Source organism: Microcoleus sp. D2_18a_B4 (assembly GCF_036702475.1).
Classification (GTDB): Bacteria; Cyanobacteriota; Cyanobacteriia; order Cyanobacteriales; family Microcoleaceae; genus Microcoleus.
Genome location: NZ_JAUBTL010000021.1, coordinates 1 through 25,930 on the forward strand (window position 1 = coordinate 1; position 25,930 = coordinate 25,930).

General features: G+C 46.1%; 22 protein-coding genes. 9 read left to right on the forward strand and 13 right to left on the reverse strand.

Annotation, left to right across the window (positions count from 1 at the left end):
- The first annotated feature begins 194 nt into the window (after positions 1-194).
- Positions 195-1,508, forward strand: coding sequence for a hypothetical protein (locus QUB04_RS14305; protein WP_445301059.1), 1,314 nt, complete (start codon positions 195-197; stop codon positions 1,506-1,508).
- 484 nt (positions 1,509-1,992) lie between these two features.
- Here the strand turns inward: QUB04_RS14305 and argJ are convergent, their stop codons facing one another.
- Positions 1,993-3,234, reverse strand: a complete 1,242-nt coding sequence (gene argJ / locus QUB04_RS14310) for a bifunctional ornithine acetyltransferase/N-acetylglutamate synthase (protein ID WP_333285331.1) — start codon at positions 3,232-3,234, stop codon at positions 1,993-1,995.
- A gap of 890 nt (positions 3,235-4,124) precedes the next feature.
- Positions 4,125-4,319, reverse strand: a complete 195-nt coding sequence (locus QUB04_RS14315; protein ID WP_006631905.1) for a hypothetical protein — start codon at positions 4,317-4,319, stop codon at positions 4,125-4,127.
- 806 nt (positions 4,320-5,125) lie between these two features.
- Between QUB04_RS14315 and QUB04_RS14320 the strand changes: the two genes are divergently transcribed.
- Positions 5,126-5,389 (forward strand): hypothetical protein, encoded by a 264-nt coding sequence (locus tag QUB04_RS14320; protein WP_333285198.1) that lies wholly within the window; start codon positions 5,126-5,128, stop codon positions 5,387-5,389.
- Between the two features lie 59 nt (positions 5,390-5,448).
- On the opposite strand, the gene QUB04_RS14325 is transcribed toward QUB04_RS14320, so the two are convergent.
- From QUB04_RS14325 to QUB04_RS14335, 3 genes are read right to left on the reverse strand one after another with little or no spacing between them, the layout of a single operon-like run.
- The gene (locus QUB04_RS14325; protein WP_333285200.1) at positions 5,449-6,909 is read right to left on the reverse strand and encodes a DUF1802 family protein; all 1,461 of its coding nucleotides are present in this window, start codon (positions 6,907-6,909) and stop codon (positions 5,449-5,451) included.
- Positions 6,910-6,911: 2 nt separating this feature from the next.
- Positions 6,912-8,891 carry a P-loop NTPase fold protein gene (locus tag QUB04_RS14330; protein ID WP_333285202.1) on the reverse strand — a complete coding sequence of 660 codons (1,980 nt, stop codon included), beginning with the start codon at positions 8,889-8,891 and terminating at the stop codon, positions 6,912-6,914.
- 47 nt (positions 8,892-8,938) lie between these two features.
- Positions 8,939-9,661 (reverse strand): hypothetical protein, encoded by a 723-nt coding sequence (locus QUB04_RS14335; RefSeq protein WP_333285203.1) that lies wholly within the window; start codon positions 9,659-9,661, stop codon positions 8,939-8,941.
- 765 nt (positions 9,662-10,426) lie between these two features.
- On the opposite strand from QUB04_RS14335, the gene QUB04_RS14340 reads away from it, so the two are divergent.
- Positions 10,427-10,906 (forward strand): rhodanese-like domain-containing protein, encoded by a 480-nt coding sequence (locus tag QUB04_RS14340; protein ID WP_333285204.1) that lies wholly within the window; start codon positions 10,427-10,429, stop codon positions 10,904-10,906.
- Between the two features lie 260 nt (positions 10,907-11,166).
- On the opposite strand, the gene QUB04_RS14345 is transcribed toward QUB04_RS14340, so the two are convergent.
- From QUB04_RS14345 to QUB04_RS14365, 5 genes are all read right to left on the reverse strand, one after another.
- Entirely contained in the window at positions 11,167-11,634 is a 468-nt protein-coding gene (locus QUB04_RS14345) for an NUDIX domain-containing protein (protein WP_333285205.1), read from the reverse strand.
- Positions 11,635-11,671: 37 nt separating this feature from the next.
- Complete coding sequence (locus QUB04_RS14350) at positions 11,672-12,397, reverse strand: peptidase (protein WP_333285333.1); 726 nt, start codon at positions 12,395-12,397, stop codon at positions 11,672-11,674.
- A gap of 81 nt (positions 12,398-12,478) precedes the next feature.
- Complete coding sequence (gene secG / locus QUB04_RS14355) at positions 12,479-12,718, reverse strand: preprotein translocase subunit SecG (RefSeq protein WP_333103648.1); 240 nt, start codon at positions 12,716-12,718, stop codon at positions 12,479-12,481.
- A gap of 630 nt (positions 12,719-13,348) precedes the next feature.
- Positions 13,349-14,950 (reverse strand): 2,3-bisphosphoglycerate-independent phosphoglycerate mutase, encoded by a 1,602-nt coding sequence (gpmI, locus tag QUB04_RS14360; protein ID WP_333285208.1) that lies wholly within the window; start codon positions 14,948-14,950, stop codon positions 13,349-13,351.
- A gap of 426 nt (positions 14,951-15,376) precedes the next feature.
- Entirely contained in the window at positions 15,377-16,024 is a 648-nt protein-coding gene (locus tag QUB04_RS14365) for a retropepsin-like aspartic protease (RefSeq protein WP_333285210.1), read from the reverse strand.
- A 231-nt stretch (positions 16,025-16,255) separates the two neighbouring features.
- On the opposite strand from QUB04_RS14365, the gene QUB04_RS14370 reads away from it, so the two are divergent.
- From QUB04_RS14370 to QUB04_RS14385, 4 genes are all read left to right on the forward strand, one after another.
- Positions 16,256-17,752 carry a hypothetical protein gene (locus tag QUB04_RS14370; RefSeq protein WP_333285212.1) on the forward strand — a complete coding sequence of 499 codons (1,497 nt, stop codon included), beginning with the start codon at positions 16,256-16,258 and terminating at the stop codon, positions 17,750-17,752.
- 183 nt (positions 17,753-17,935) lie between these two features.
- Positions 17,936-18,688, forward strand: coding sequence for an MORN motif-containing protein (locus QUB04_RS14375; RefSeq protein WP_333285214.1), 753 nt, complete (start codon positions 17,936-17,938; stop codon positions 18,686-18,688).
- Positions 18,689-18,790: 102 nt separating this feature from the next.
- Positions 18,791-19,507: an MORN motif-containing protein gene (locus QUB04_RS14380; protein ID WP_333285216.1), complete on the forward strand. Its 717-nt coding sequence runs from the start codon at positions 18,791-18,793 to the stop codon at positions 19,505-19,507.
- 178 nt (positions 19,508-19,685) lie between these two features.
- Positions 19,686-20,306 (forward strand): DUF6391 domain-containing protein, encoded by a 621-nt coding sequence (locus tag QUB04_RS14385; RefSeq protein ID WP_333285218.1) that lies wholly within the window; start codon positions 19,686-19,688, stop codon positions 20,304-20,306.
- An 84-nt stretch (positions 20,307-20,390) separates the two neighbouring features.
- On the opposite strand, the gene QUB04_RS14390 is transcribed toward QUB04_RS14385, so the two are convergent.
- Entirely contained in the window at positions 20,391-21,119 is a 729-nt protein-coding gene (locus tag QUB04_RS14390; RefSeq protein WP_333285220.1) for a Uma2 family endonuclease, read from the reverse strand.
- A 195-nt stretch (positions 21,120-21,314) separates the two neighbouring features.
- On the opposite strand from QUB04_RS14390, the gene cax reads away from it, so the two are divergent.
- Positions 21,315-22,415, forward strand: a complete 1,101-nt coding sequence (gene cax / locus QUB04_RS14395) for a calcium/proton exchanger (RefSeq protein WP_333143346.1) — start codon at positions 21,315-21,317, stop codon at positions 22,413-22,415.
- A gap of 252 nt (positions 22,416-22,667) precedes the next feature.
- On the opposite strand, the gene QUB04_RS14400 is transcribed toward cax, so the two are convergent.
- Positions 22,668-23,312: a hypothetical protein gene (locus tag QUB04_RS14400; protein ID WP_333285222.1), complete on the reverse strand. Its 645-nt coding sequence runs from the start codon at positions 23,310-23,312 to the stop codon at positions 22,668-22,670.
- A gap of 326 nt (positions 23,313-23,638) precedes the next feature.
- Positions 23,639-25,303, reverse strand: a complete 1,665-nt coding sequence (locus tag QUB04_RS14405) for a DUF655 domain-containing protein (RefSeq protein ID WP_333285224.1) — start codon at positions 25,301-25,303, stop codon at positions 23,639-23,641.
- A gap of 191 nt (positions 25,304-25,494) precedes the next feature.
- On the opposite strand from QUB04_RS14405, the gene QUB04_RS14410 reads away from it, so the two are divergent.
- Positions 25,495-25,896, forward strand: coding sequence for a DUF7682 family zinc-binding protein (locus QUB04_RS14410; protein ID WP_333285226.1), 402 nt, complete (start codon positions 25,495-25,497; stop codon positions 25,894-25,896).
- The last annotated feature ends 34 nt before the right edge of the window (positions 25,897-25,930 follow it).

Consider the following 25,930-nt stretch of genomic DNA (forward strand, 5'->3'; position numbering starts at 1 on the left):
TCCTTCTTCCTTCTTCCTTCTTCCTTCTTCCTTCTTCCTTCTTCCTTCTTCCTTCTTCCTTCTTCCTTCTTCCTTCTACTTATTATCTCTCTTCTCTTCCTCTGCGTCCTCTGCGGCCTCTGCGGTTAAATCATTCCGAAACAATCGCCAACGATATAAATCCATTAAATCAATCAGGAGTAACCGAAATGGGAATGAAATGCGTCCAGTGTCAAACAGACAACATTTTGAGCGATCGTACCAGGAACTCAGGTCGCTGTAAACAGTGCAACCATCCGTTTGTCTTTGAACCCACTACCGTCACCGATCAAAAATTAGCATTTACCGATCCCTTTTTCAAAAAGGCGATCGAAAATATTTCCAGCCAAAATATGTTGTTTTTTACGCACAAACAGTTTTTGTATTTTATTGACCAAAAGCTTAAATCTCGCGCCCCAGAAACCAGTTGGATTTTGACCTACTTCTTGTTTAGCGTATTTATGGGCATCTTCGGCATTAACTGGGCTTCTGCTATTTTTCCGTCACAATTCTCTGTTGTTATTCCCTTCGCTCTCTACAATTTGATTTGGATAGGGCTATTGTTCCACTACAGCAAATCTCCTGCTCAAGGTATTCGTGGCAGAAGAAATAATGCTAAAAACCTCCAGATTTTAGGGGGAATTATTTTAGTGCTGGGCATTTCAGGAAGCCTAATATTTGATTATTCTTCAGGATACATTGTAGCGATTACACTAGGGCTATTTTCCTACTGGCTCGGCATTTCACAAAAAAAACGCCCCCAGATAACGGTTGAAATATTTCTCGTTAATCAAGCGCAGAGCGATAAATGGCTCGGAGACTGGCAAAGGGTAAACGGCACATTAGAAAAACTGCTGCCTGCTGCTCGTCAAGAGGCTTTGCCCGCAACCATCGATCGCGAAGTCAGCGCCTACAGCTTCGATCGCGCAATTATCTGTGACAGTGACGAAATAGCTCAATTCCTAATTGCCAACAACGTCCATTTTGAAAACAACTGCGCCATTCTTAGTATTAGTGGCTATCCCCAAAGCATCTTCAGTACCGTGATTGAAATGCTGCGGCGCAATGCCGATTTGAAAGTTTATGCGCTGCACAATGCGAGCCCTGCTGGAGTTGGCTTGGTACATCAACTGCGAACTAATCCAAACTGGTTTGCGAATCAACAGGTGACAATTTTTGATTTAGGCATTTCTCCCCGTCAAATCTTAGCAACCCGTGAGATGTTTGTGCAGCAATCTCAAACAATGGCACAAACAGCCCGTCAATTACCCGACGCTGTAAGGCAAGGTTTAACAGCAGAAGAACTAGCGTGGCTGGATGCAGGCAATTTTGTGGAATTGGAATCGTTTACGCCGCAGCGGTTGTTGCGCGTGGTGAATTATGGACTTGCTCAGAGTGGCGATCCGCAGGGTAACGAGGGCTTAATATTAGTGGATGATAATGTTGGATATGGCGGCGGCTATGTGTTTGTCTCCGATAGTTTTGGTTAGGGCGTGTTTTCAAACTTTATATTAGACTTATTAATAATAAGCTTAAAAAGTCTTGAAACTTAGTCTGAATAAGATTTTTAGCGCTCTTTTGTTAAAATCCTAAAAAGCTGAGCTCTGTAACGGCTTTAGCGATTTTAAAATGAGGAGCAAAAAGCTGAGATTAACTTGGTGAGTAAAGGTTTCAAATTTTTTAATTTCCCCCCACGGGGCAGGGCGGTTTCATTCTCAGAAAAACCAAGATTTTGTAGGGGCGGTGCGACCCCTACTCCCCGTGCCCGCCCAGGCCCAGACACTATAAATTGGGCATTTCAGCGATCGGGGCAACCACGGGGGGTTTGCCCCTACAAGAGAATGAAACAGCCCTGCCCCACGGGGGGAAGTTGAGTTTAAATTGTGTGAAATTTGCCTTCAACTTTCTCTCGTCTGGTTTTGTTTGTGTAGGCGCGGTTTCTAACCGCCCGGACTTGTAACCGCCTGGACTTATTTAAGTCGTATACTCCGCATTAATCTTCACGTAGTCGTAACTCAAATCGCATCCCCAAGCTTTCGCAAAACCGCTGCCATTCCCCACACTAACCTGAATTAAAACCGTATCAGCCTTCAAATATTCCCCCTCCGCAGCCGCTTTCATATAATTACTTGCAGCAGCGCGATCAAACTCTTTAGGTTGCCCGTTTTCCATCATCAAAAAATCCCCCAATTGAATCCGCAAATTCTCTTGATCGAAAGCGACACCAGCGCGCCCAGCCGCCGCCGCAATTCTGCCCCAATTCGGATCGCGTCCGAAAATAGCAGCTTTCACCAAAGAAGAACCGACAATTGTTTTGGCAATTTTACTCGCAGAAACTTCATCCAGCGCGCCACTAACTTGCACTTCTACCAAACAAGTTGCACCTTCGCCGTCACGGGCGATCGCCTTTGCTAAATGCACGCAAACTTCTGTCAGCATCGCTTCTAATTTTTCAGCATCTGCCCCCATTTCCGTAATTGCCGGTGTGCGGGATTGGCCGTTTGCCAAAGCAATTAGCGAATCGTTGGTACTGGTATCGCCGTCAACAGTAATTTGATTGAAACTTCTGTTAGCCGCCCGACTCAGCATTTCTTGCCACAAATGCGATGAAACTGCTGCATCGCAAGTTACAAATGCCAGCATTGTTGCCATATTCGGGTGAATCATTCCCGAACCTTTACAAATGCCGCCGATGCGGACGGGTCGATCGCCAAACATGGTTTCGAGGGCGATCGTTTTCGGCACTAAATCAGTCGTACAAATAGCCTTAGCCGCCGCATCGGAACCCGTTTCCGATGCCTCCGCAACTAATCGCGGAATTCCCGCCCTCAGCGGCTCCATTTTTATCCGCTGTCCGATGACGCCAGTGGAGGCCAAAAGAATAGATTCTGGAGGAATATTCAGCGCTTCTCCCAACAATTTGGCACTTTCGAGGGCATCTGCCAAACCTTGTTCGCCAGTAGCAGCATTAGCTTGTCCCGCATTGCACAAAATTGCTTTCGCGCTGGGTTTAGCTTGCAAACGCTGGCGGCAGTAGTCCACACAAGCGGCCCGGACGGTGGAGGTTGTGAAGACTCCGGCGGCGATCGCGTCTACCTCTGACAAAATTAAACTTAAATCCGGCAAGCCTGAAGGCTTCAAGCCCGCTGTAATTCCCGATGCTCTATACCCTCTGGGTGCTGTAACTCCGCCGTCAATTTCTTTCCAGTCCGACATCATGACCTCCCTAGTAGCCTTCAATCTGCTGAAAGGGGATTATACCATTTTAGATTTTAGATTTTAGATTTTAGATTTTAGACTTCGGCGTGAGCGCTCAGTCGAACGATTTTAGATTTTAGATTCCCCATTCTTTTGAACCCAATTCCCCATTCCCAATTCCCAATTCCCATAAAACTAATCGCGGCTTCCAATCTAGAGTTATAACTCAAGAAGAAGTCGCGACGGTTTTGTAATTGACATTATTAATTTTTAGCTGGCAAAGAACAAACTCGATTCAACTATCTCGCCTTTGAAAAAACGAGTTATTTGCGATCGATACTCGCTGGAGAACCAGCATCTAAACCAACTTCAGCAGCCACACGGCTCAGCATGGATTCCTGACGGTTTTTGACGACGTGTTGATGGCGCATCATCAGGTTGCGGGCTTGTTCTTGAGTTGACTTGACACTCCCTAGCCTAAAGGCGTAGGGATTCTTAATTCATCGACTGACCTTTAAGCACTATGTCCTTTCGGCAATCTTTAAACTTTTCAACCGTGCAATTACACCAATTGACGAGCCTAATTCACAGCAACCCCAGAGGGTCTATCTCCAAAAGCGTACTAGGATACGAACCTAGAGTTCGGGTATGCCCTACCCTACTTAATTGATTTAAACCAAATGATGTATTTTCTGGTACAGAGAATGCGTTGATTCTCTCGCTGTTTTAAGTGTTTTCGCAGCACTGTGCCCAATTTTTACACCTAAAAGTGTGTCTTAACAGTTTCACGATGGTGATGGAGTTTAACCTTGGCACATCCATCTTAATACAAAGCCGTCCTAGAAGGACGGGGTTTTAGACCCAATTTCTTGATAACTGCGTAGGCAATTGAGGAAATTGAGCTTGGGCTAGCTCATAGTGGCGTTGCTGCGATCGTAACTGGCTTGAAAGCTGGGCTGCGGTTTGCCTTGAATGTGACCCCAGTAGTGCGTATCTTCCATCCCGACTTCGGTGGCGGTGCGGTTGAGCATGGATTGCTGACGGTTCTTCACAAGTTGGTGGTGGCGCATCATCAGAGAGCGAGCTTGATTTTCGGTAGACATAGGGGGTTCCTCGGTATTCTTTAGATTAATGTTGGGCTTGTTTTTTCTTCTCTTCTATCACTATAACAGACAATTCTGTATCTAAAGCTACCAAATTAAAATTGTCACAAAACTTTACAATTCGGCTATGGGGCGAGAATCTCGATCGAGGTTGCAGGGAGTGCGATCGGGCTTGGGCTCGTGGATTCAGGCCCAACCCCAAGCAGCCGTTGGCAAAATTTGACAATATTCATCTTCTAAGAGCCACATTTTGGCGGCTACCTAATTGCCAAGGGCCAAAATAACTTTATAGTTTGGTTCACAGTTATAGATGCAGAATTTTGCCTCTCAAGAAAGTCGAATTGGCCTTAGTTAATAGTAAATTTAATAAGTAGCGAATCACAATTAGATTTACAAGGATTAAGCAGCTATGCTCAAGCATAGTCAAGTTTTTTCTAGTCAACTAGATAATAGAGTTGAGCCAAAGTGAATCGCCCTCGCTATCCTCAAAAAGCGAGCTTTCTTTGTTGATAAAAATAGATTAATACCAATTTAATGTGAAGTTGCACATATCTCGATCCCCCTAAATCCCCCTGATTGTTGGGTAGTAGGGGTTGACTTTGATCGGAATCTTGTCCCACCCCCTACTCCCCTTATTAAGGGGGGCTAGGGGGGATCGGATTCTACGGGGCCTCATAAAAAATTGGTATAAGTCCCAGCAGCCTCCCACAAAAAAGAGCGATCGCCCCTGGGGATTAGTTATTTAGTAATGCACAAATTTACGTTTTTGTCCAATTAATTTAGATGCGTTTACCGTGCCGGAATATGTGATTATTGACCCAGCAGAAACCAGGCCACGGGTGCGAGTTATGGCATTTCTCGAAGGTGATGACATTTATACAGAGGTAAATTACTTGCCGGGTGAAGAAATGGAATCTGTAGTATTTCCCAATCTGAGATTATCAGTCAATGAAATTTTATATCCGCCATTGGTCGAAGGGTTAATTAAGGCAGAACAAGCTCAATTGCAGAAAGCTGAAAGGTTGGCCGCGAGGTTGCGGGAATTGGGCGTAGATCCTGATGCTGTGTAGGAAATTGGATGAAGTACGTGAAGCGAAGATATCCCGCAGGGAATCGCCCTTGACGTATCTTAATCATCTAGCGGCAAGTCGCGCAGGAAATAAAAGCGATCGCTTTGCGAATTGTCTCCTTTAATTCGCCCTAAGTAACCAGTCAGCGGTGAAGAAAGTTCTATAGTCAAATCCTTTACTGATTCGTTTGTCAGCTTAGAATCAGTGGCGGCAAATCTAGCATTGTATTGAACTTTAATCTCAACAACCGTCGGAAAGTCGCTATCTGAGCAAAGTTGTTTCACTGCTTGTATGATTTGCGATCGCAGCCTAATTTCTCTTGCAACTTTCTGAATATAATCATTAATTCGGTCGTCAATTTGCCGCCCCATTTCTAGATAGGGCTTGAGTTCAACTAAGTTGACAGCACCGGGATATTTAGCTTTTAACTCAACTAGCTTCTGTAAAGTCATGGCATTGATAATACTAACTTTCCATTCTTGTGCTGCTTTCAACATATCCACCGAAGGATTGCCAGGGCCAATCACTAACTTGGTAGATTCTAAAAATTTATCCCGACTTAAGTGCATTCCTCCCAGTTTAATCAATTCCTCAGCAGTTCGACTGGGGATAAGTCTACCCGCCTTACACTCACCAACTAAGGGATAGGGTTGGGAGCAAAATAAATCTAAGCCACCAGCACCGCCTTTGTAGGCATTCTCAATCTTGAATCCTAAGAATTCAAGGCTTTGACGTGTGATATTCTCAAAATCGGTGCCTGCTTGATAATTGCTTTTTTTTTCTTCTAGTTCTATGCTGCGATCGCCCAAAGGTGCGATCGTTTTAATCCAATCAAAATCTCGATCGGGTTTTGCTGTTGGTGAATTTTCCGACCAACCTAGAAACATTTTGATTTCTGCGTCTAGTTGTTTGGCTTTTGGGTTGGTGGTGGATAAATGCACTAATGCACTTTGCAACTCTTCCAATTCTGGATGTTCTGGAGGCTCTAGTTTTTCCAGCTTTTGACGGCGTTTGGCAAAGATAGTATCGCTCAACACAGGTGAAGAATCAGTAACATTTAGAGACTTTGGCAAAGGTACAAAATTGCCGCTGGGATGCACTGGCATTTCCAGCGGCTGAGGCAGCAAATAAACGCGAAGATGAGCTACAAAAATAAAAGGACGCTGCTGGAGAATTTGCTGTAATGCCTCTGTTTTCCAGACTGTTAACCGCGACAAAGCCTCTAATGATTCAGGCTCATTCACCATTTGGCACAATTCGCACTTAGCCCAAGCTTTGATCGAAACTTTATCTGAATTTAACTGAGCAAGTGCCTTTTGAGCAACGGGTAAAAAATGCGATCGATAATATCTATCGCCCGATAGCAAATCAACCGAAAGATGAGCTGGATACAAAGCAAATGTCCGCCCCGGATTCAGAAACATCCGAGGCATAGCTGCAATCATTCGCCCTTGGATTAAAGCTTCAATATCTGGAACTGGTAAAGCCAGTGCTGTTTGAAGCAAAATTGATTGGTTCATACTTAACTAAATTGGTCGCTTAGATCGCCATCATCTGTATCCTCACTGCTGGTAGGGTTGAAAAGAGCTTCTAAAAGTTGGAGTTCATCTTCCTCATCAACCACAGGCATTTGATTTGACGGATCGCTCAAAATTTCTCGCAGTAAAAGGTTGTCAAAAGTGAGCTTTTTCTGAGATATGAAATTAAAAACCTCGTCTTGGGTTAAATTATACTCTGTGCATTTTTCATAAACAGCACGGAGAGCAAATAACGGTTTTATTTGGTCTTCAATCAAGTACACCAACTCACCGCCTTTTTCTACTGATACGAGTTGTTCTAGTAGCTTGTATGCTGGAGAGTTTTTGCTCATTTTCTCTATTTTTGATTGGGAACGGACTAAACAACCGCGAGTCAAATCAAATTTTTGATAATCAATTAAGCGTTTTAATCCAGCAACTAAGTCAGATTGAGAAGTTTGAATGACTGCAACACCAATCTTGATTCTTTTCCCATTTTCTACACCAATTATCTTGAAATCAATCCAATTCGCATTTTGTAATTTTGGCTTAACCTCTGTCATAATGTTATTTATTTTTACATTATCTACAGTCTCACCTATCAGGGTTAAAAAGCCAAAGCAAATAGCATTAGCAATTGTGAAACTATCCTTCATATCCTCTCGGATGTCTCCCTCAAGTTCCTTGGTAAAAGCAAGATCAAACCGTTCAGCAGGATCTTCTGGAAGTTCAGGCATTGGAGGCATAAAAACTTTAAAATTCTCCGCACACCATGTCAAAGCTTCGCGTACAGTTGGCTTACCTCTGCCATATTCTCTCAGTTGACTTTCCTCAAATGGGTAGACCGGATGAGGAGGATTTAAATTTCTGACATGATAAAAATCTTGCAACCATAGTTTGACTAAATCAACTAAATAATCACCATTCAACTGGTTTAAATCGATGGGTTTTCGCTGCGTGTATGTTGAAATTCGATCGGGTATACTACCAGGCATCAGATTAACTGTTTTCCAAGCATCGGGTGCCATTACTGTGATAATAACTAAACCTTGACTGAGTTCTGATTGTTCGAGAGTATCGTACAAACGCTTAACTAGAGCGGCAATTACGTGCACTGTTGTTAATCCATCATCGCTACAACAATCTCGATTTACATCTATTTCATCAAAACAAATGATGATAGGACGGTAGTAACTCACCAAATTTAAAATTTTCTGGACATTGTTAAGAGATTCTACTTCTCTCTCCTGATTAGTCTTGCCGGAATTAGTCGGCAATCCTAGTTCCTCAGCTTTAGATTTATCTAACTCTTCACCAGACAACCATTTGATAGCAAAAGGTGTTTCAGTGTCTGATAATGTCCACAAAAACGCTCGAACAATATAAGGGTCTACATTTGATCTTGTCTTAAGAAATTGCTTAGTTAGGGCTTTCATGTAATTTTTATTTTTCTTAGCCCAACTCTCACATACTTTATCAAATTGATCGAGTAGTTTTTGAGGAGAAAGATTTGGTGTAGCAGCATTCATAGCTTTGAAACATTCGTTGGCCATTGCTGCTGCTATTTCCTGGCATTGCATGACACCTTGGCTACTTAGGCGACTTAAACTATTAACTAAAGTTTGCTGAAATTGGTAGTTGATAAAGTTTAAGTCTGTGTAATTATTAACACTCGCATAAACGAATAAAGCATTACCATTGCTTTCTAGCCTCTGGCGAGTACGATTCAAAATGTGGCTTTTACCCACTCCCATTGAAGCAGTTAATACCAGTGAAGTCACCTTTTCTTGACTGGATTGACTTGTCTTTACTTTTTCAACTGCCTGAAAAATTGCATCGGAAGCATGAGCATTTAGAGTAGGAAGATCGGGGAACCCTTTCCCCCAAATATCTTGCTCTTTGACAATGCCAGCTTTGCTAAATGGATTGTGATTTTGAATGGCAGCATTCAGGGCTTCTATCGGGGAAACTGGTATATTGTTCATAGTTATCGGGTGTGAGGTAACGAACTACAAAAAGATTGAGAACAATTTTATGGATTTAAGCGCTTGGCGTAGTAACGCAATGTACCACCAGGAATGATGATTGAGTCTTCACGTTTATCTGGGGTGATGTCTGGGGTTTCCCCTGCCATTAGCTGAAAAATGTCATTAGCCTGCATTTCCAACAGCCACTCATTGAACTCCGATCGCCCTACCCTTTCCCCGATCGCCCGTCGCATCCGATAAATCGGCACTAAATCGTCTAAGTTATAATCCCGGTTCAAGCTGTCATACACATCGAGCGCCACAGCCTTAAAATCGTCATAGGATGCGATCGCCCCTACATCCCCCTTCCCCTTCTCAACCCGAACACTTGCCGCACCATCCTGATGCCGAATCCACTTCAACAAAGAATTTCCCAGCCGAGTACCAATTTGAGAACCATCAAACTCAAACAGAGAATCCTTACTTTTCAAGCCTTCGGCTAAAACTTCTTTCCCTTTCGCGCTCAATTCCACCAGCGTCACCCGATTTACCAGCGAATACTCGATCGCCCCAGTCGCCTGCAACTCGCCGAGCACTCCCAGATATCTCTGACTTGTCTCATTAGTCCGCACAATCCGCTTAGTCAAATCCCCCTTTTTCACCTTCATCTTCCCGCCGCCCAAATCCCACAAATTCAGCAGTACCCGAACTTTCGCCTTCGCATCCCACACCGCTTGCTCTTCCGGTGTCAAAGTGTTAGGCACCGCAATTTCATCTTTCTCAGACATATTCATCAAAATTCCTCGGGTCTGAAACCCCGTCCTTACAGGACGGCTTTACATTTAATTTGAATTCCCTTGCGGGGTAGGGGGGGTATGGTTGCCCCCCCCGTGAGGATATGGGGGTCCTCAATCTCCCATTTCTGGGGTAAAGTTAGCTTTGCCAATGTTTAGTGAGCTTGTTAGGCTAGCAGCACTGTTCCAGTGACCTTAGAACTGTTTAACCACTAGCGACAGAGCAGGGAACTAGCTTCGCATTCTCCCGGTGTCGTGACTCAAAAAACGTAGTCAGTTAAGACTTAGGCTGGTCAAGATGGCTTGTTAGATTTCTCTTTCAAGCCTCATGCCTTTAGGCTGAGGTTCTTGACACCTTTAAATACTTGTTTTTACTCTTAGATTTTACCAGAAACCTTGCTGGCCAACATTTAAACTTTTCCGCAAAAATCCGCGCGAGGCTACGCACAACTTATGCAAATTTCATTTAAAAATAATAGGGATTGACTAAAATTGAATTCTTTGATAAAATAGCGAATCGAACGAGCGATCGCACTTCAACTTCTCTGCACCAAATGCGATCGAAACAATTTTAAGCACAGCCCGCTAAGCTCTAGCAACCTCAACAAATGTAGCGATCCCAACCGCAGCTAACAACCCACAAACCAGCTTAACTGCGACTTTAGTTCAATGCCGGGTTCTGCCTTTAGAAAGACGAATTCAACCTACACATCTTGTTACATTGCAATAGCAATCAAAACATTGAACAACATTTTACTCATGAAAACTATTCCCGATCAAATTTCCGACATCAAAGAAAAGCTTCCCGATTTGACTCCCACCCCTCCTGGTTTAAAAGCTCAAGCATCTAGCCACGACCTCAAAGCCCGTTTAGATTGGGGCGAACCCGGACTCACAATCATCGACGCTCGTGATTTTGAAAGCTTCACCAAAAGCCACATTACCGGCGCGGTAATGATGCCAATGGACGAATTAGTTGAGCGCGCACAATCGAGTTTAGAACCCATCCGCGACATCTACATCTACGGCGAAAACGACCAACAAACCGCCGAAGCTGCCAATCTTCTACGCACTGCAGGCTTTCAAAAAGTAGCCGAACTAAAAGGCGGAATTCCTGCTTGGAAAGCCATTGACGGCCCCATCGACGGCGCTCAGGAACACGATACTCCCGGCCCCGACGCCTACAACGTTTTCTCTCGCTTGCAACACCACGCCGAAGCCCAGAAAATCAACAAATAATCACACAGAATACCTAGATCCCCGACTTATTGAAGAAGTTGGGTATCTAACAAAATAATTTGTTTGTAGTAAGGAATCAAGCTCTCTCTTAAAGCTTGCAGTCACTAAGCACTAAAGTCCTTACTACAAACTTAATTGCGATCGTATAACCGGACTAGATATTAACATTCGCGGACGCAAAAAGTGCTTTAACAGGCTACTTATAGCGTAAAGTGAATAATGCACATTCTACATAAACAAGTGTGTGTATCCAAGACTGATTAACACTCTTTCCTCGCGTCCAAAAATGCTTTGACTTCCCTTAAAACTTGCCGATTCCCATCAAAAGTAATCAGCTTAACTGCATCCTCAAAGGAACTCCAGGCCGAATTTTGAACTTCCTCTACTTGCAACTGAACTTCCATTGAATTTACAAAAGCCAAAAAGTAAGTAACAGTCTTTTCAATTGATTCCCCTTCCTTCGCAGAGGAATAATGTTCCACAGAACTAGGCTTCCCTTCCTTAACAAAGGAATAACGTTCCACAAAACTAGGCTCCTCAAGCACTTCACAATCGCGGATGCCAGTTTCCTCCTCAAACTCCCGCTTCGCCGTTTCTAGCGCCGATTCTCCCTGATTCGCGTGACCTTTTGGAAACGCCCAATGTCCCGCTTGATGTTGAATCAACAAAAACAAACTATCAGTTTCAGTCGCAAAAACTGGCACAATGCCAAAAGCTTCATCTTTCATCTTTTTACTGACACGATTTTACATATCAAAACTAATATTACCACCCCAACCGAGTCGGCTGTTCATAAACGCGCTTCAAAGTATTGACATCCCTAGCCGAAATAGGCGGAGGGTTTCTCACCTGAGAAAAATAAAGCACATCAGTTTCCATCAAACTGTGGCCCCAAATTCCCAAAGCGTGACCCAACTCGTGCCGCGCCGTCGCCGGAATATACTTACCCACTTGAGTCGGATTCAAATAAACCGAAAACCGATGAGATAACACAGTTTTATCCCCATCGCGACGGGCATATAATTCATAGGTAGCTTCTCCAGAACGCGATCGCAAAACCCCTTGACGCAAAGGCGGAGCCCGACGTAAAATCCTAATATCAGCCACCTCCGAACTATCCACCACTTCCAAAGGCAAATAAACCCCCCATTCCCGCACAACACCCAACACAGCCGCCACCCATTCTTCAGACTTATTAGCATCAACTGGACGCTCTACATAAACCTGAATCGGAAACTTCGACCACAACAAATGACCGAAATTCGGTGGCTTAATCTGGTCAAAATAATCACCGCTATCGGTGGAATCTTGCCAATTGGCCAGCGTTGGCGGCAAAGGGTGAACCTGTGGAGGCGGAAAACTATTCGGGAGAGAAGAAAGACTCGTTGCCGGAGTATTAACCTGACTAAAAATTATCAGGCTAAAACAACATAGAGCCAATCCCAAACCAGCCAGTAATCGAGGTTTTACTGTCACTTTCCCCAACCGCATTTTTCTGAGTGCAGCTACACAAAAATAAACGCAGATGAACTTGATATTATCTGCGTTCATCTGCGGTTAAAAATCCGAATCTTATAACTTAGGCGTCAACCAACCAGCACTCAAAATCACCGTCAAACCCATAAAAACAATAGACAGACCCCAAGTAATCCGGTTCAGACTCGTTTCTGCACTCTTGGCGCTGGTAAACAATTGAGCTTGTCCGCCAATCCCTCCAATACCATCGCCTTTAGGACTGTGCAGCAACACAAAAATCACAAGTCCTAAAGCAGACAAAGACCAGATAACTTGTAACACAGAAACAATATCCATAATCCGGGGTAATTGGTAATTAGTAATCGGTAATTTATTATGATATCAAATTTGGTCGATCGCCCGCAATTTATGCAGAGACACTCCAAGAGCCCAAGGCGTGTCAACTTAACGTCAAACCCGCAGTCCGGCAGGGAATGAATTCCCTGCCTCAAAGCGAAAGTCCTCTTAAGAGGACTGAAAAGAAGAATTTTGGTACTGCTGAATCCAAGTATGATTTTGCCTGATGGGGTAATTCTAAGTGCTTACGCTGTCAGCAGTGGGGCAACCACGGGGGGATTGCCCCTACAAATTTCATACCCCAATTCACCAACGCCGAATTTTTAAACTCATTAGTCCTCTTGAGAGGACTTTCGCTATTAGACAGGGAATTCATTCCCTGGCGGACTATCGGATGGGCGGGAGGACTGTTTCATTCTCTTGTAGGGGCTGCCCCCCGTGGCTGCCCCAATCCCTGAAACACCTAACAAAGGGTCGATGGGGAGGGCGGGCACAGGGGCACCGCCCCTACAAAATCATCGTTTTCTTGAGAATGAAACAGCCTTGGGATGGGCGGGAGGACTGGGCGGATGACAGCTTAAATTGACACGAAGAACGGCGAAAGCCTTTGTCCCTAATCCTGCGTCCCTACTACAATCGGACTCGCACCGGAGTGCGATTGGCACGAACTTCAAACTCAGCCGATCGAATCATAGAACGTCCCGTCATCTCCGGGGGCTGAGGCAACCTCAACAGCTCCAGAATCGTGGGCGCAATATCCGCCAAACAACCATCAGTCCTCAGAGGAACATCCGTTCCGTGACCCGGAATCTTCAGACCTTCACCTTCTACCAGAATAAACGGCACGGGGTTAGTAGTGTGAGCCGTCCAGGGATTCCCGTCCTCGTCAAACATCTGCTCAGCATTTCCGTGGTCAGCAATAATAATTGCCGTTCCCCCAGCTTTACTAATAGCGCTCACCAGCCGCCCCAAACATTTATCCACAGTTTCGATCGCAATTATCGTCGCATCCATCATCCCCGTATGACCAACCATATCCGGGTTAGCGTAGTTAATCACCATCAACGAATAGATGCCTTTTTCCAAAGCCGTCACCACCCCATCCGTCACCAAATCCGCCGACATCTGGGGCGCCTCATCGTAAGTCCCCACCATCGGACTCTGCACCAACTCCCGGTGTTCCCCGATAAAAGGCTCTTCCAGACCCCCATTAAAAAAATAAGTCACATGAGCGTACTTTTCAGTTTCCGCCGTCCGCAACTGCTGCAAACCGTGCTTAGAAATCACCTCGCCCAGAATATTGTTCAAATTCTGCGGTTCAAAAGCCACCATTACCGACGACAACTTCGGGTCGTACTGAGTAAAACTCCCAAACGTCAGCGGCTCAATTAACTGCCGTTCAAACCCCTTAAAATCCGGCACCACAAAAGCCTGAGTCAATTCTCTAGCCCTGTCCGGGCGAAAATTAAAGAAAATCATCCCATCGCCGGATGCCACCGCCCCTGGAGCAATCCGAGTCGGAACTGCAAACTCGTCCGTCACTCCTTCAGCATAAGAGGCCTGCAACACATCAACCGCCGATCGACCGTCAGGGGCAATCTCAGTCGTCATCACCTCGTAAGCGCGCTGCACCCGATCCCAGCGCTTGTCCCTGTCCATCGCGTAGTAGCGGCCGCTAATGGTCGCAATCCGACCCACCCCTACCTCTGCGATATAACTTTCAATCTTGCCTAGAGCTTCGACACCTTCTTTCGGAGTAGTATCACGACCGTCTGTAATCGCGTGAATGCAAACATCCGAAATTCCCTGTGCCTTTGCTAATTGCAGCAAACCCTTAATATGACTGAGATGGGAATGAACCCCACCTTCAGAACAAAGACCAGTCAGGTGCAACTTGCCGCCCGTGGCGCGGACTTTCTCGCAAAGCCCAACCAGCGCTTTATTGTTGAGCAAAGAACCATCTTCCACTGCATCCGAGATCCGCACCAACTCTTGAGGAACCACGCGACCCGCGCCCAGATTCAAGTGACCAACCTCTGAGTTACCCATTTGCCCGTCTGGCAGTCCTACCGCCCGACCCGATGTTTTAATCAGAGTTCTGGGATAAGCGGCCCAGAGACTGTCCATCACGGGTGTTTTCGCAGCGGCGATCGCATTTCCGTCTTGTTCTTCACGATAACCCCAGCCGTCTAGAATAATCAGCACTACAGGAGATACAGACGCTTGTGCCATGTGAATACCTTATTTACAATAATTAATTTCTCGATTTTCATGATTTCCGATTTTGCGGAACATCTGCCGCTAATCAGTTTACATATTTTCTCGGCTCCGGCTGAACAATGCCAACCAAAATTCCCTTAGCCACAGCATTGTGGGAACTAATTTCGACCTGCTTTGGGAATTGTTTAATTGATTGCCTTGGGCTGTACTGTGAATGCACAGTCGGAGGCTGTTACCTATCTAACCAACAGCGACCCTGCTTTTGCGGCCGCATTTTTACGAATTGTTCAACGGTAGGTTGCTATTGAAACACTAAAAATAATACCACAGATGGCGGACTTTTACTACTGCCTCAAGGAAGAGATTAAACAGCTTTGACTGGGCTGGGAATAACTTTAAACCAGTTGAGCAAAAATCCGTTTCCGAATCAGCTCACTCTCAGCGGACATAAAATTCTACAACATCTTTTTTAATTTTGACATCGTAATTGCCAAAGAAATCGTGACCGAGCAGACCTATTGGCATTTGTTTGGCGATCGCCACTTCGACATTTTGGATCGCAGCACCCCCAACCCGAATCGATCGCACTACGCCGATCGGGAACTCGACAACGCTACCGTCAGCGATCCCCGCTCTGATGGTACGCACCGGCCTCACTCCCAGTGCAGTAGCCATCCGCTGAGAAATCAAAGTGCCGCTCGCCCCGGTATCGAGAATCATCTCAAAAGTCTTGTTGCCGTTAAATACCACATCAATCACCGGCGTCCCGCCTGCGCGACGCTTGATTTTAGCTTGAAATACCTGTGGATTCCCCGGAGGCTTCGCCCGTTGATTTGCTGGGGGTTTGGCACCACCATTTGACGGGTTCCAAAACTGAGAGTACAATTTGCCAGTTGTGAATCCCGATCCCGTTATAGTGCGATCGAGCTGCTGAGAATTCCCATCGGACACCAATGTCATCACCTGGGTTTCTGGCTGATGTGAATCAGAATGCACCTCGCCGCCCCCCACCGATCCCACACCCACCAAAACAGTCGCAAAAACAAAGCCCGATCGCCAAATCCGCTTGAGAATCACTTTTGCCATGATCTAAATACCTTAATTGCTTCAATATTTCCCACAACGACCGCCATTGATATCCTAACTTGCTCCACAAAACCCAGCGGCCGAAGAGTCCGATCAGATCGTGAGGAAAACTTGGCAATTTTCAAGCGATCACATAACATCGAAACACAGATAAACTGATAAACGGCAACAGGCTGTAATTGCAGAGCCTTGTTGGATATCTTGAAATTAAGCATTTGGGGGCGATCGGCAATGTACAAACTTTTATATTTTGCAACTATAGGACTACTAGCTTTCTCGATCGCAGGCTGCGGTGGCGAGGGCAGCAACACAGCCAGCCCCAGCCCCAGCCCGAGTGCAGCCTCTCCCTCTCCGGCAGCCTCTGCCAGCCCCACCCCAGGAACTCAGACTTTCCAGTCTCCAATAGTAGCGGCCCAGCCTCCAGGGTTAATTCGATCGACCAACCCAGACGAACGAGCAAGACAGGCTCAAACAAATATCGGCGACAACAAAAACAGGAATCCAACGCTTCCGCTTCAGCCTGTGCCCCAAGGCCCTGTGACAGGCAATCCTTCTCAGTTAGATCCCTTTGGGCCGCTGCCGCCGATCGCAGTTCAAATCCCTGCAGGAGGGGGTGGGACTACCTCAGAAATCCCCAAACTGCCAGAGCGACAAGTTGCCGTGCTACCCCAACTTCCCGAGTTATTGGCTCCCCCCCCAATTACGGCTGATCAGACGTTTACTATCCCCAGGCAACCTACGGGCGGTCGAGCGGGCACTCAGCAACTACGAGGTCGATCGGGAGGCTCTTTATTTCCCGGAGGAGATGGGGGGCAAATTGGCACGCCTCCCATAGTTCCAGGGCTAACGCCTCCTCGGTTAGGTGGCGGTGGCAGAAATGATTCCTTAGCCGCAGGCAGCGGTGGGCAAATTGGCACGCCTCCCATAGTTCCAGGGCTAACTCCTCCTCGGGTAGGTGGCGGTGGCAGCAATGGTTCCTTACCCGGAGGCACCGGGGGACAAATTGGCACGCCGCCCCTAGTTCCGGGGCTAACTCCTCCTCAGTTAGATCGTACTCGTCGTACATCCCCGCCTGGACTCGAACCCATTGCAGCTAGGCCCATAGGAGTGCCGGATCTGCCGGAACTGCCAGTAGACAAGCGCCCGCCCCCATGGAGAGACCCAAATCCTGTTGCCAGAACAGGCCCTGGCACCGGTCGTCGTACAACTGGGCCAATAGGAGGTAGAGCCCAAGATGGGCGGAATCCGCAGCCTCGCCAGCCTCGCCCTCCGGCACCCCCGCGCCCGCCCCAGCCAATAGCAGCGAGACCCATAGGAGTACCGGATCTGCCGGAACTGCCAGTAGACAAGCGCCCGCCCCAGTGGGTAGATCCAAATCCCCCGCCTCCTCCCGTCATCCCAGTAGTTCCGCCACCGCCTTCTACTGACCTCGCTACAGGCACTGAAGTCAGCGGGGTGGTAAAAGTCGGGAACGAGACGCAAGTGATTGTCAAAGTACCGAATGAACCAACCAGCCGATATGTCAAAGTCGGGCAGCGGCTGTCTAACGGGCAAGTGTTGGTGAAGCGGGTGGATATCAAGCCCGGAGCCGATCCAGTCGTGATTCTGGAGGAAAACGGCGTTGAGGTTGCCAAAGGTGTTGGCGAAAAACCTGCAAGTCGCCAAACACAACCAGCAAATGCAGTTATTAGCCGTCTCCCCAATCCGAATAGCTCAGCGCGACGCTGAAAATTGACAGTAAAGCAGGAAAAATGCTAAAGGCAAAAACTCTAATTTTTGCCTTTTTGCATTTAGGGCAGATCTCGAACCTGAAGGTAAAATTAGTAGAAGGATTAAAAAATAGAGGACTTTTCAGCGAGTATTAGCTTTGAGAAAATCCCTATTAGTAATTGAAGTTAAAGGAGATCGATCATGCTCGGTTCAATTCAAAAATTAGGGATGGTGATATTAGTTGCTTCTTGTATCGGCAGCGCCACTAATCTCTTGAATCCCCAGCCATCAATGGCTCAACCAACACCTGAACCAAAACCAGAAGAAGGAAAACGCCCTCCCTTCTGCCAAGGAAACCCTCCGACGGGGAGAGTAAAATGCAATTACGAGGGAGGCGATAACTACGAGGGAAATTTCGTCAACGGCCTGCCCGACGGCAGTGGAGTCTACGTGTACGCTAATGGCGATCGCTACGAAGGAAATTTTCGGAATGGAGTGCCAAATGGTAGAGGGACATTCATTTTTAAAGATGATGCCCGCTACACAGGCGTGTTCCAAGACGGCACAATGAGATCGGGGACGGTCGTTTTTCCCAACGGCGAGCGCTACGTCGGAGAGTTCGCAGTCGTCAGGAACGTTCAGACTGATGTTATTAGCAGCCAACCCGCAGGGCGGGGTCAATTTTTTTACTCCAACGGCGATCGCTACGAAGGACAATTCTTTGCAGGTTCGCCCTTTGGCCCAGGGGTATTAGTACGCAAAGACGGCACTCGCTGTTCCGGCAGATTTTTTAATCAAGAACTAGACGCTAGTGTCACCTGCACTTTCCCCAACGGTACGCGCTATGAAGGAGAATTGCGAAAGGGACTGCCTCACGGTGTCGGGACGATGATCGATGCTAGCGGCAGGCGCTTTCCGGGGGTATTTCGCAACGGCAAACCCGGAGTTTCCTAAAGGATAAATTCAGTTTTTCAGGGGATTTCTGACCAGAAATCCGACAAAAGACAAAAGACGAAGGAAAATAATATCCAGAAGCGTATAGGAGAGACTTTGTTAATGATTTCCCGTTTTAAAACCAGTGGAATCGCTTTATTAGTGGGATCAGTGTTGGGAATTGGTAGTTACGCGACTTATCCCTTGCCCTCAATGGCGCAAGTAGGGGTAGGATCTCCGAGTGGTAGTTGCGTCCCAGCTATCGCTACAGGTAGAGTTAGGTGCGATTACGACAATGGCGATAGCTACATCGGACAGTTCGTTAACGGTTTGCCGAGTGGCACGGGGGTATACATATATTCCAACGGCGATCGCTATGAGGGACTGTTCCGTCAAGGTCAACCAAATGGTCGAGGACAATTTATATTTAAGAACGACGCCCGCGTCGAGGGCATATTCCGAGATGGCAAAGTTAGTTCCGGGACCGCTATTTTTACTAATGGCGATCGCTATATAGGGTCATTTTCTCTCGATCAAAAAGTAGGCGTGCCCACGGGACAAGGGCAATTCATTTTTGCTAATGGCGATCGCTTTGTGGGTCAATTTTTAGGGGGCAAGCCTTTAGGTACGGGAGCGTTCACCCGGGCTGACGGCAGTCGGTGTTCGGGACAGTTCTATAGTCAAGAACTTGATGGCAGGGGTAACTGTTCGTTCTCCAACGGTATCCGCTATCAGGGAGAGTTACGCAAGGGATTACCTCACGGCAAAGGGACAATTATCGATACCAGAGGCCGGCGAATTCCGGGAGTATTTCGTGAGGGTCAACGGGTAGAGCAATAAACTGGGAATAAGTGCGATCTATTAGTAAGGGCAGGTTGATGGCTAATAATTTTTGCACAAAACCTGCCCTTGCTAGGTTTTAAAGTCACAACTATTGATAATTTACGATCGGCTTTTTCTCAACCGAATTGCTAATCTTAAATATCCACTTAATTGGAGTTAATGGAGGCGTTTTGATATGACAACTACTGCTTCTGCTTCCGGCCGCACCGGCCAGTTTCCCTTCGACTTTGCCCCGCAGCGGACTCAAGATGCTGATTTGTTGCGACAACTCAATTTTGTGCCCGGTTTGAAGGAAGTCTTGACTTTGCGCCAAGTTCATGCTTTGGAACACGCTACGGTTTGGGTACTAAGCCAATCGTTTGGTGCGACGACAGGAAGAACCGATAATGAGTTATTGGGCGGAATGTCCACAGACCAAGGGTTTTATCTTTATGGCCACGTTAACATTGCACAGTTGCGTCAGGCTGTGCGCGAGGCTTTGCAGCGGATTGCCAGCGGAGAGTGGGATTTAGCTGTACATCCCCGCTGTGGCACGAATTTGTCGGTGGCAATGCTGCTAACGGCAGGACTTGCTGTTGGCATCAATTTAGCCCTGCCTCGCGGGCCCCTTCTACAACTTTTAGGTTTGGGTGCAGCAGCAGCAGCAGCGGCTCAGTTAGCCCCTGATGTGGGATCTCTGGCTCAGCGGTACGTCACCACTGCTATTCCGTTTAATTTGAGTGTTGTTGATATTACTGTAAGTCACGACTTCTGGGGACGCGAAGCTCATTTTGTGCGGGTGCGTTGGGTTGAATAGCTGCACAGTATCAAGCCCACCTCAAACAACAGAATACCCAGATCCCCGACTTTTTTAAGAATTCGGGGATCTGACAGAAACCTCCTAAATGCGATCGGGATCTATTCCTAATTCTCGCAACCTCACCGCTAATCTTTCAGCCCGTTGTTCAAGTTCCTGGAACCGAGCTTTTTCTGCTTTAATCAACCCTTCAACTAATGGCGGAGACAGTATTTCATCCACTGATAATGTCAGATTAGGAAATACTACAGACACCATTTGTTGCCCCGGCACAAAATCTGTTTGTGTATAGATGTCTTCACCTTCAGGAAAAGCTAAAACTCGCACCAGTTCTTTGTTAGGTGTAGGGTCAACAATTACATATTCAGGTACGTTAGCTAGTTCGTACTCAGCTCGTTTAACCACATAATCGGCGCGCCGATTTTGACTCACTACTTCTATGACTAACAGCGGCTTTTCCTCAAAATCGAGGATACCAGAACCTGGTCTAGCAGCAGCTTGTTCCAAAAGACTTTGAGTGCAAACAACTACATCAGGAATCCGAGAGATATCTTCTTCTGTTCTTACTCCCAGACCTGTTTTTGCTACTAAGTCAAGATTGTGTTCAGCTAGGTAACGCTGCAATTTGTAAACTAAATATTCGCAAATTTTGATAGGTAAAACTGTGGCGGTTGGCATCGGAATTAATTTGCCTTTGTACAGTTCATATTGTAGATCGGAATCAGTTTGATAAAATCGGTATTCTTCAAAGGTCAAGGTGGGTGAAGTATCAATTTGATTTGATTCAACAACAGGCACTACAGATTGAGACATATCTTTTCACCGATGTCGATATAATTCTATTATATTCAATCTGCCTCGCTCTGGGTGCATTTGCGGTTAAATATTCCCAATTTATCGATCGCACTTGCCGCCAGAATTGTCAGAGAATAGTTGAATAGTGTAAAATCAACTTTGCGATCGCCCCGACAACTCGACCTCACCCTTCCTTACACCATCCGAGTTCCTATGTCAATCAAAAAGATTCTTTCCATAGCGCTGTTAATTTTTATCCCCATTTCCATCGCCGCTGAGTATTTGCACTGGGGTTCCCTTGCAGTTTTCATCACATCCGCTTTAGGCATTATACCTCTGGCGATTTGGTTGAGCACAGCAACAGAAGAAGTGGCGATCGTTACAGGCCCCTCCATAGGCGGCTTATTAAATGCAGTCTTCGGCAATGCTACGGAATTAATTATTGCCATCGTTGCCCTGAAAGCCGGCTTAATTGACATTGTGAAAGCCAGCATAACCGGTACAATTATCAGCAACTTGCTCTTAGTCATGGGATTTTCCATGCTGCTAGGAGGAATCCGCTACAAAGAACAAGAATTTAAACCGATTATCGCGCGGGTGAACGGTTCCACAATGACTCTAGCAGTGATTGCAATCCTGCTGCCGACAATGGTAATTTACACCTCCAATGGAGTCGAACCCGCAGCCATTCAAAATCTTTCCTTAATAACTGCGATCGTCCTAATTGCAGTTTACGCTCTAACTCTCCTATTTTCATTAAAAACGCACAGCTATCTTTACGATGTTGGCTTAGTAGAACTAGAGTCAGAAAATCCTCAAAATACCAAAGAAGAATCTACTACGCACAAACCGAATTTGTGGTTGTGGATAGGGGTGCTAGTTGCCTCAACTGTTGCCGTTGCTTTTGAATCAGAAATTTTCGTTGGTGTTGTCGAAGAAACTACCAAAGGATTGGGATTAACGCCACTGTTTACAGGGGTAATTCTGTTGCCGATAGTTGGCGGCGCCGCCGAATATGTAACTGCGGTGGGAGTGGCGATGAAAAACAATATGGATTTGTCAGTTTCTGTCGCAATGGGTTCGAGTTTGCTCGTTGCTTTACTGGTAGCGCCGGTGTTGGTAATTATCGGATTAGTGATTCATCAGCCGATGGATTTAAACTTCAATCCGTTTGAAGTAGTGGCAGTTGCCATTGCAGTGACAATTGCCAATCTAATCAGTATCGACGGCCGCTCTAATTGGCTCGAAGGAGTGCTGCTTTTAGCAACATATATCGTGTTAGGAGCAGCATTTTACTTTCACCCCATTACTTAATTCTCGCGGAACAGGCACTCCGGCCTGTTCCACAAAAACTCAATTTTCTTAACTGGTTCCTAGGCTGTGCCTGGAACCGATGTAAGCGAGGCTCTGCCTCGTTTGCTCCCATGAAAATACGAGGCCGAGCCTCCGGATCTGCGTTACCAGGCTCTGCCTGGTAACGAGTAATAACTTATCTTGTTTCGGGTTGGTTATTCCTCTTTGTCTTCTGCCGTTAATTAAAGAAAATAATTTTAGGACAGAAAGTAGTTACGGACAACGACACTGTTGAACAGGAAAACACTCTTGTCTGCAAGTTCTTTTTCTGCCTTTACGATCGCGACAGTCAGAAGTATCCCGACATTCTACCTGATCTTGACAAATTTGCTGACGGGGAAAAGTCCCTAAGTTTTGTATAGAAACTTCAGCCGTCAGCGAACCCTGTTCTATAACTTGGTCATTTTCTTTAATTTCATAGAGAAACTTATTTTCTCCCTCTAAAACCGAAAAAGTTCTTGTTTTGTGACTGTTACCCAACTTAAATCCAAAATCCTCGGAAAACTCACCTTTGTTGTAACCTCTGTCTGTGTAGGGATAGGGGTTAGTTTCCATGCCATCAGTCACATTTTTAATCATCACCCTTCTGTTAGGGCCAGGAGGAGTCTTGCTGGAGACAAATCGAGCGCTTTGCGAATCAGGGGAGAAGACAGTACCGGCACACGGCCCTACATATTCAGTGCGCTTAAATTGAATCAAATTAATATTAAAAGCGTTTTCGTTTTTGACCCTAAATTGTGCTTCGCTAGTCTGCTGGGCGCTAACTGTGAAAGCTGCTAGCGTCAAAAAAAAAGCCCCCACCAAAATAGCTAGGAATTTGATTTGTGGCCTCCCCGTAATAAATCTGGCGTGTTTCATCTCTCTCTACCTCTAATGTGAATAGATAGCATTTTTTTTAGGAGTTATTTTAACTTGAGAGGTGAGGTGTTGTCAAAGTATATCGAATAGGTTTCTAGTGAGGGCTTGAGTCTTGGATGCTGAGTTTCCAAAGGAAGGGCGGAAGTTATGACTGTGAACTTTTTAGAGTCAGGAATGAAGTCCTGATTACTGAGATGTTGCACTATTGTCAATAAGCCTTTTATGAACGGGCAAGATGCCCGTTCCACAAAGAGTGAATTTTCTTGTGGAACAGGCATCTTGCCTGTTCTTGAGAATGGTGCAACATTTCAGGAGTACGAACTTAACTACCAAGTTACTCGATCGCGCCATCTCTCTAAAATCTTGTCCCCAACTCCCTGTACCCGTGCCACATCCTCCAAAGAGGTAAAACGTTGCTGTTGCCGCGCTGCAATAATTCTCTCGGCTAACTTCGGGCCAACCCCAGGCAAGGTTTCTAATTCTTCCTGACTCGCTGCATTCAAATTAACTAACTTTTTACCCGCAGCAATTTGAGGTTTAGCACTCGCAGATTTTGATGCTGCTTGTAGTGAATCGCACTCTTTTTTCTTAGCGTCAATTCTCTGTTTGATGCGGGGGGGAATTCCCAAGGTTGCACCTTTGTAAAGCCGATCGAACTCCCGCTCAAAATGGGCCGCAACTGTGGGACTTTCGATCGCCAGCAGCGTCTCGTCATTCCCGTGATTTGCAGCCTCACTCCAATTGTGAGAACCTGTAAGCACCGTTTTGCCGTCCACAACGCCGAATTTGTGGTGCAGGCGATCGCCCATTGGTAACAGCGGCACTCCCACCGTAGTCAGCGGCTTTCTCCAAGGGCGATTGTCAGTTTCTAACCCGCAATCTTGCATCAAAGTCGCCCCCATCATATCCAAACCTTCACTGTAAGAGCGATAAATAAAATTAGAGTCAATTAAAGCTCGCACCGCAACTCCCCGGCTAGCTTCAATTTCCAAAGTATTTGACAACCGCTGAGCCGAAAATACAAACAATGCCAAATCAACCGACTTTTTCGCACTACCTAAATTTCGATTTATCAAACTGTTAACGCTTTTTTCCCAAGGCAAAGTCGGAGAAGTCGGCGAAAATTGCACCCCAACTGTCGAATTCCCTACTCTTACTTTTTGCACTTGACGAAACGGCTTTTTGATGCCAAACTTGCTGTCCGGTTTGCCTTTGGGCCCGTCGCCCCACATGATGTTAAATTCTTGAGTAAATAGTTGCGCTATTTGAGCATTTTCAATTTTCAGCAAATTGTTCGCATTGCCGCGACTTGCTGCTGTCTTGAAATCGCCATGTATATCGCTTGTGGTAAAATTAGCAGAAGTGACGATTACCGTTTTGCCGTCAATTACCACAAATTTGTGGTGCATCAAACCGCTGCCTTTACTGCCGTCAGCAGTATCGTCAATTACAGGAATTCCCGCATCTTTGACAATTACCAAAGCATCGTTTTGCTTGATTTCATCGGCAGTCAATTTACCGTCTTTATTGCGATCGGCAAGTTGCACAAATTCGCTATAACGATCGCGCTCTCTTTCCGGTAATTTCGCCAATTCCTGGGCTGTAAAATCGCTCCAAGGGCGACTATACATATGTTCGACAATTAATCTAACTTTAATTCCCGATCGCTGTCGATCGGCCAAAACCCTCGCAATACCGGGCAAGCGAAACTCCTGAACCGCAACATCTACCGTCGATCCAGCACTAGCGATCGCCACAGCGATCAAGTTTTCTAAATCATCTCCAGGTCTAGTTTGCTGGCGGTAAGGCTCTGTATAACTCGAAGCGATCGACTGATTGAAGTATACTTGCAACAAGGGGTCTTGAGGCAATGGAGCCAGACTGAGAGGTAAATTCTGCACGTCTTGCTTTGTTTGTCCGCAGCCCGCCAGATTGATCGCCAGCAGCCCCGCACAACAGAAACCGAGTAAATGATAATACAATACAGCCACAAAATTTTAATAAATATAGAGGTTATTAGCCTTCTCACAGTTCAAAGCTATTGGATCAAGTAAAGTTACAACCTATTAAATTTATGCAAGGGAATAGATTTTACGTCTTGTAGAACTGCCTCGATGCCGGAAGCATCACTGGTAGGGTAGCAGCATTCAGGGGCGTGGGTCAAACCCGATACCGCTGCTTTATGGCTAAAAGAAAAAGAATTTTTCCGTGCGGTCACAAAGGATATGGTAAAGCGTGCCATCGCTGCACGCAAGAGTTGGTGGCGCAGCAGCAGTACGTTGAAGTGCTGACACAAAAACAAACCAAAAAACAAGAGAGGGAAGCATCATTTGCTAGAGATACCATCGATCTCAGAGGTCTGCCCGACCACGTAGTCACTAAAGCCCGGGCAATTATAGCAGCTTTGGGCGAAAATAAGAATTACAGAGATTTCGGCGGCAAACGCCTGCGTCACAACCGTTTAATAATCAGTATTCCTGTAACTCGCAACTACAGAATGCTTTGTGAAGATTGTGGCACTTTCTTAACTCCCCAAAAAGTTTTGTCGCACGAAGACTACAACGTCTGCAAACCAGGAAGTTAGTTATCAGTCATTAGTCATTAGTCATTAGTCATTA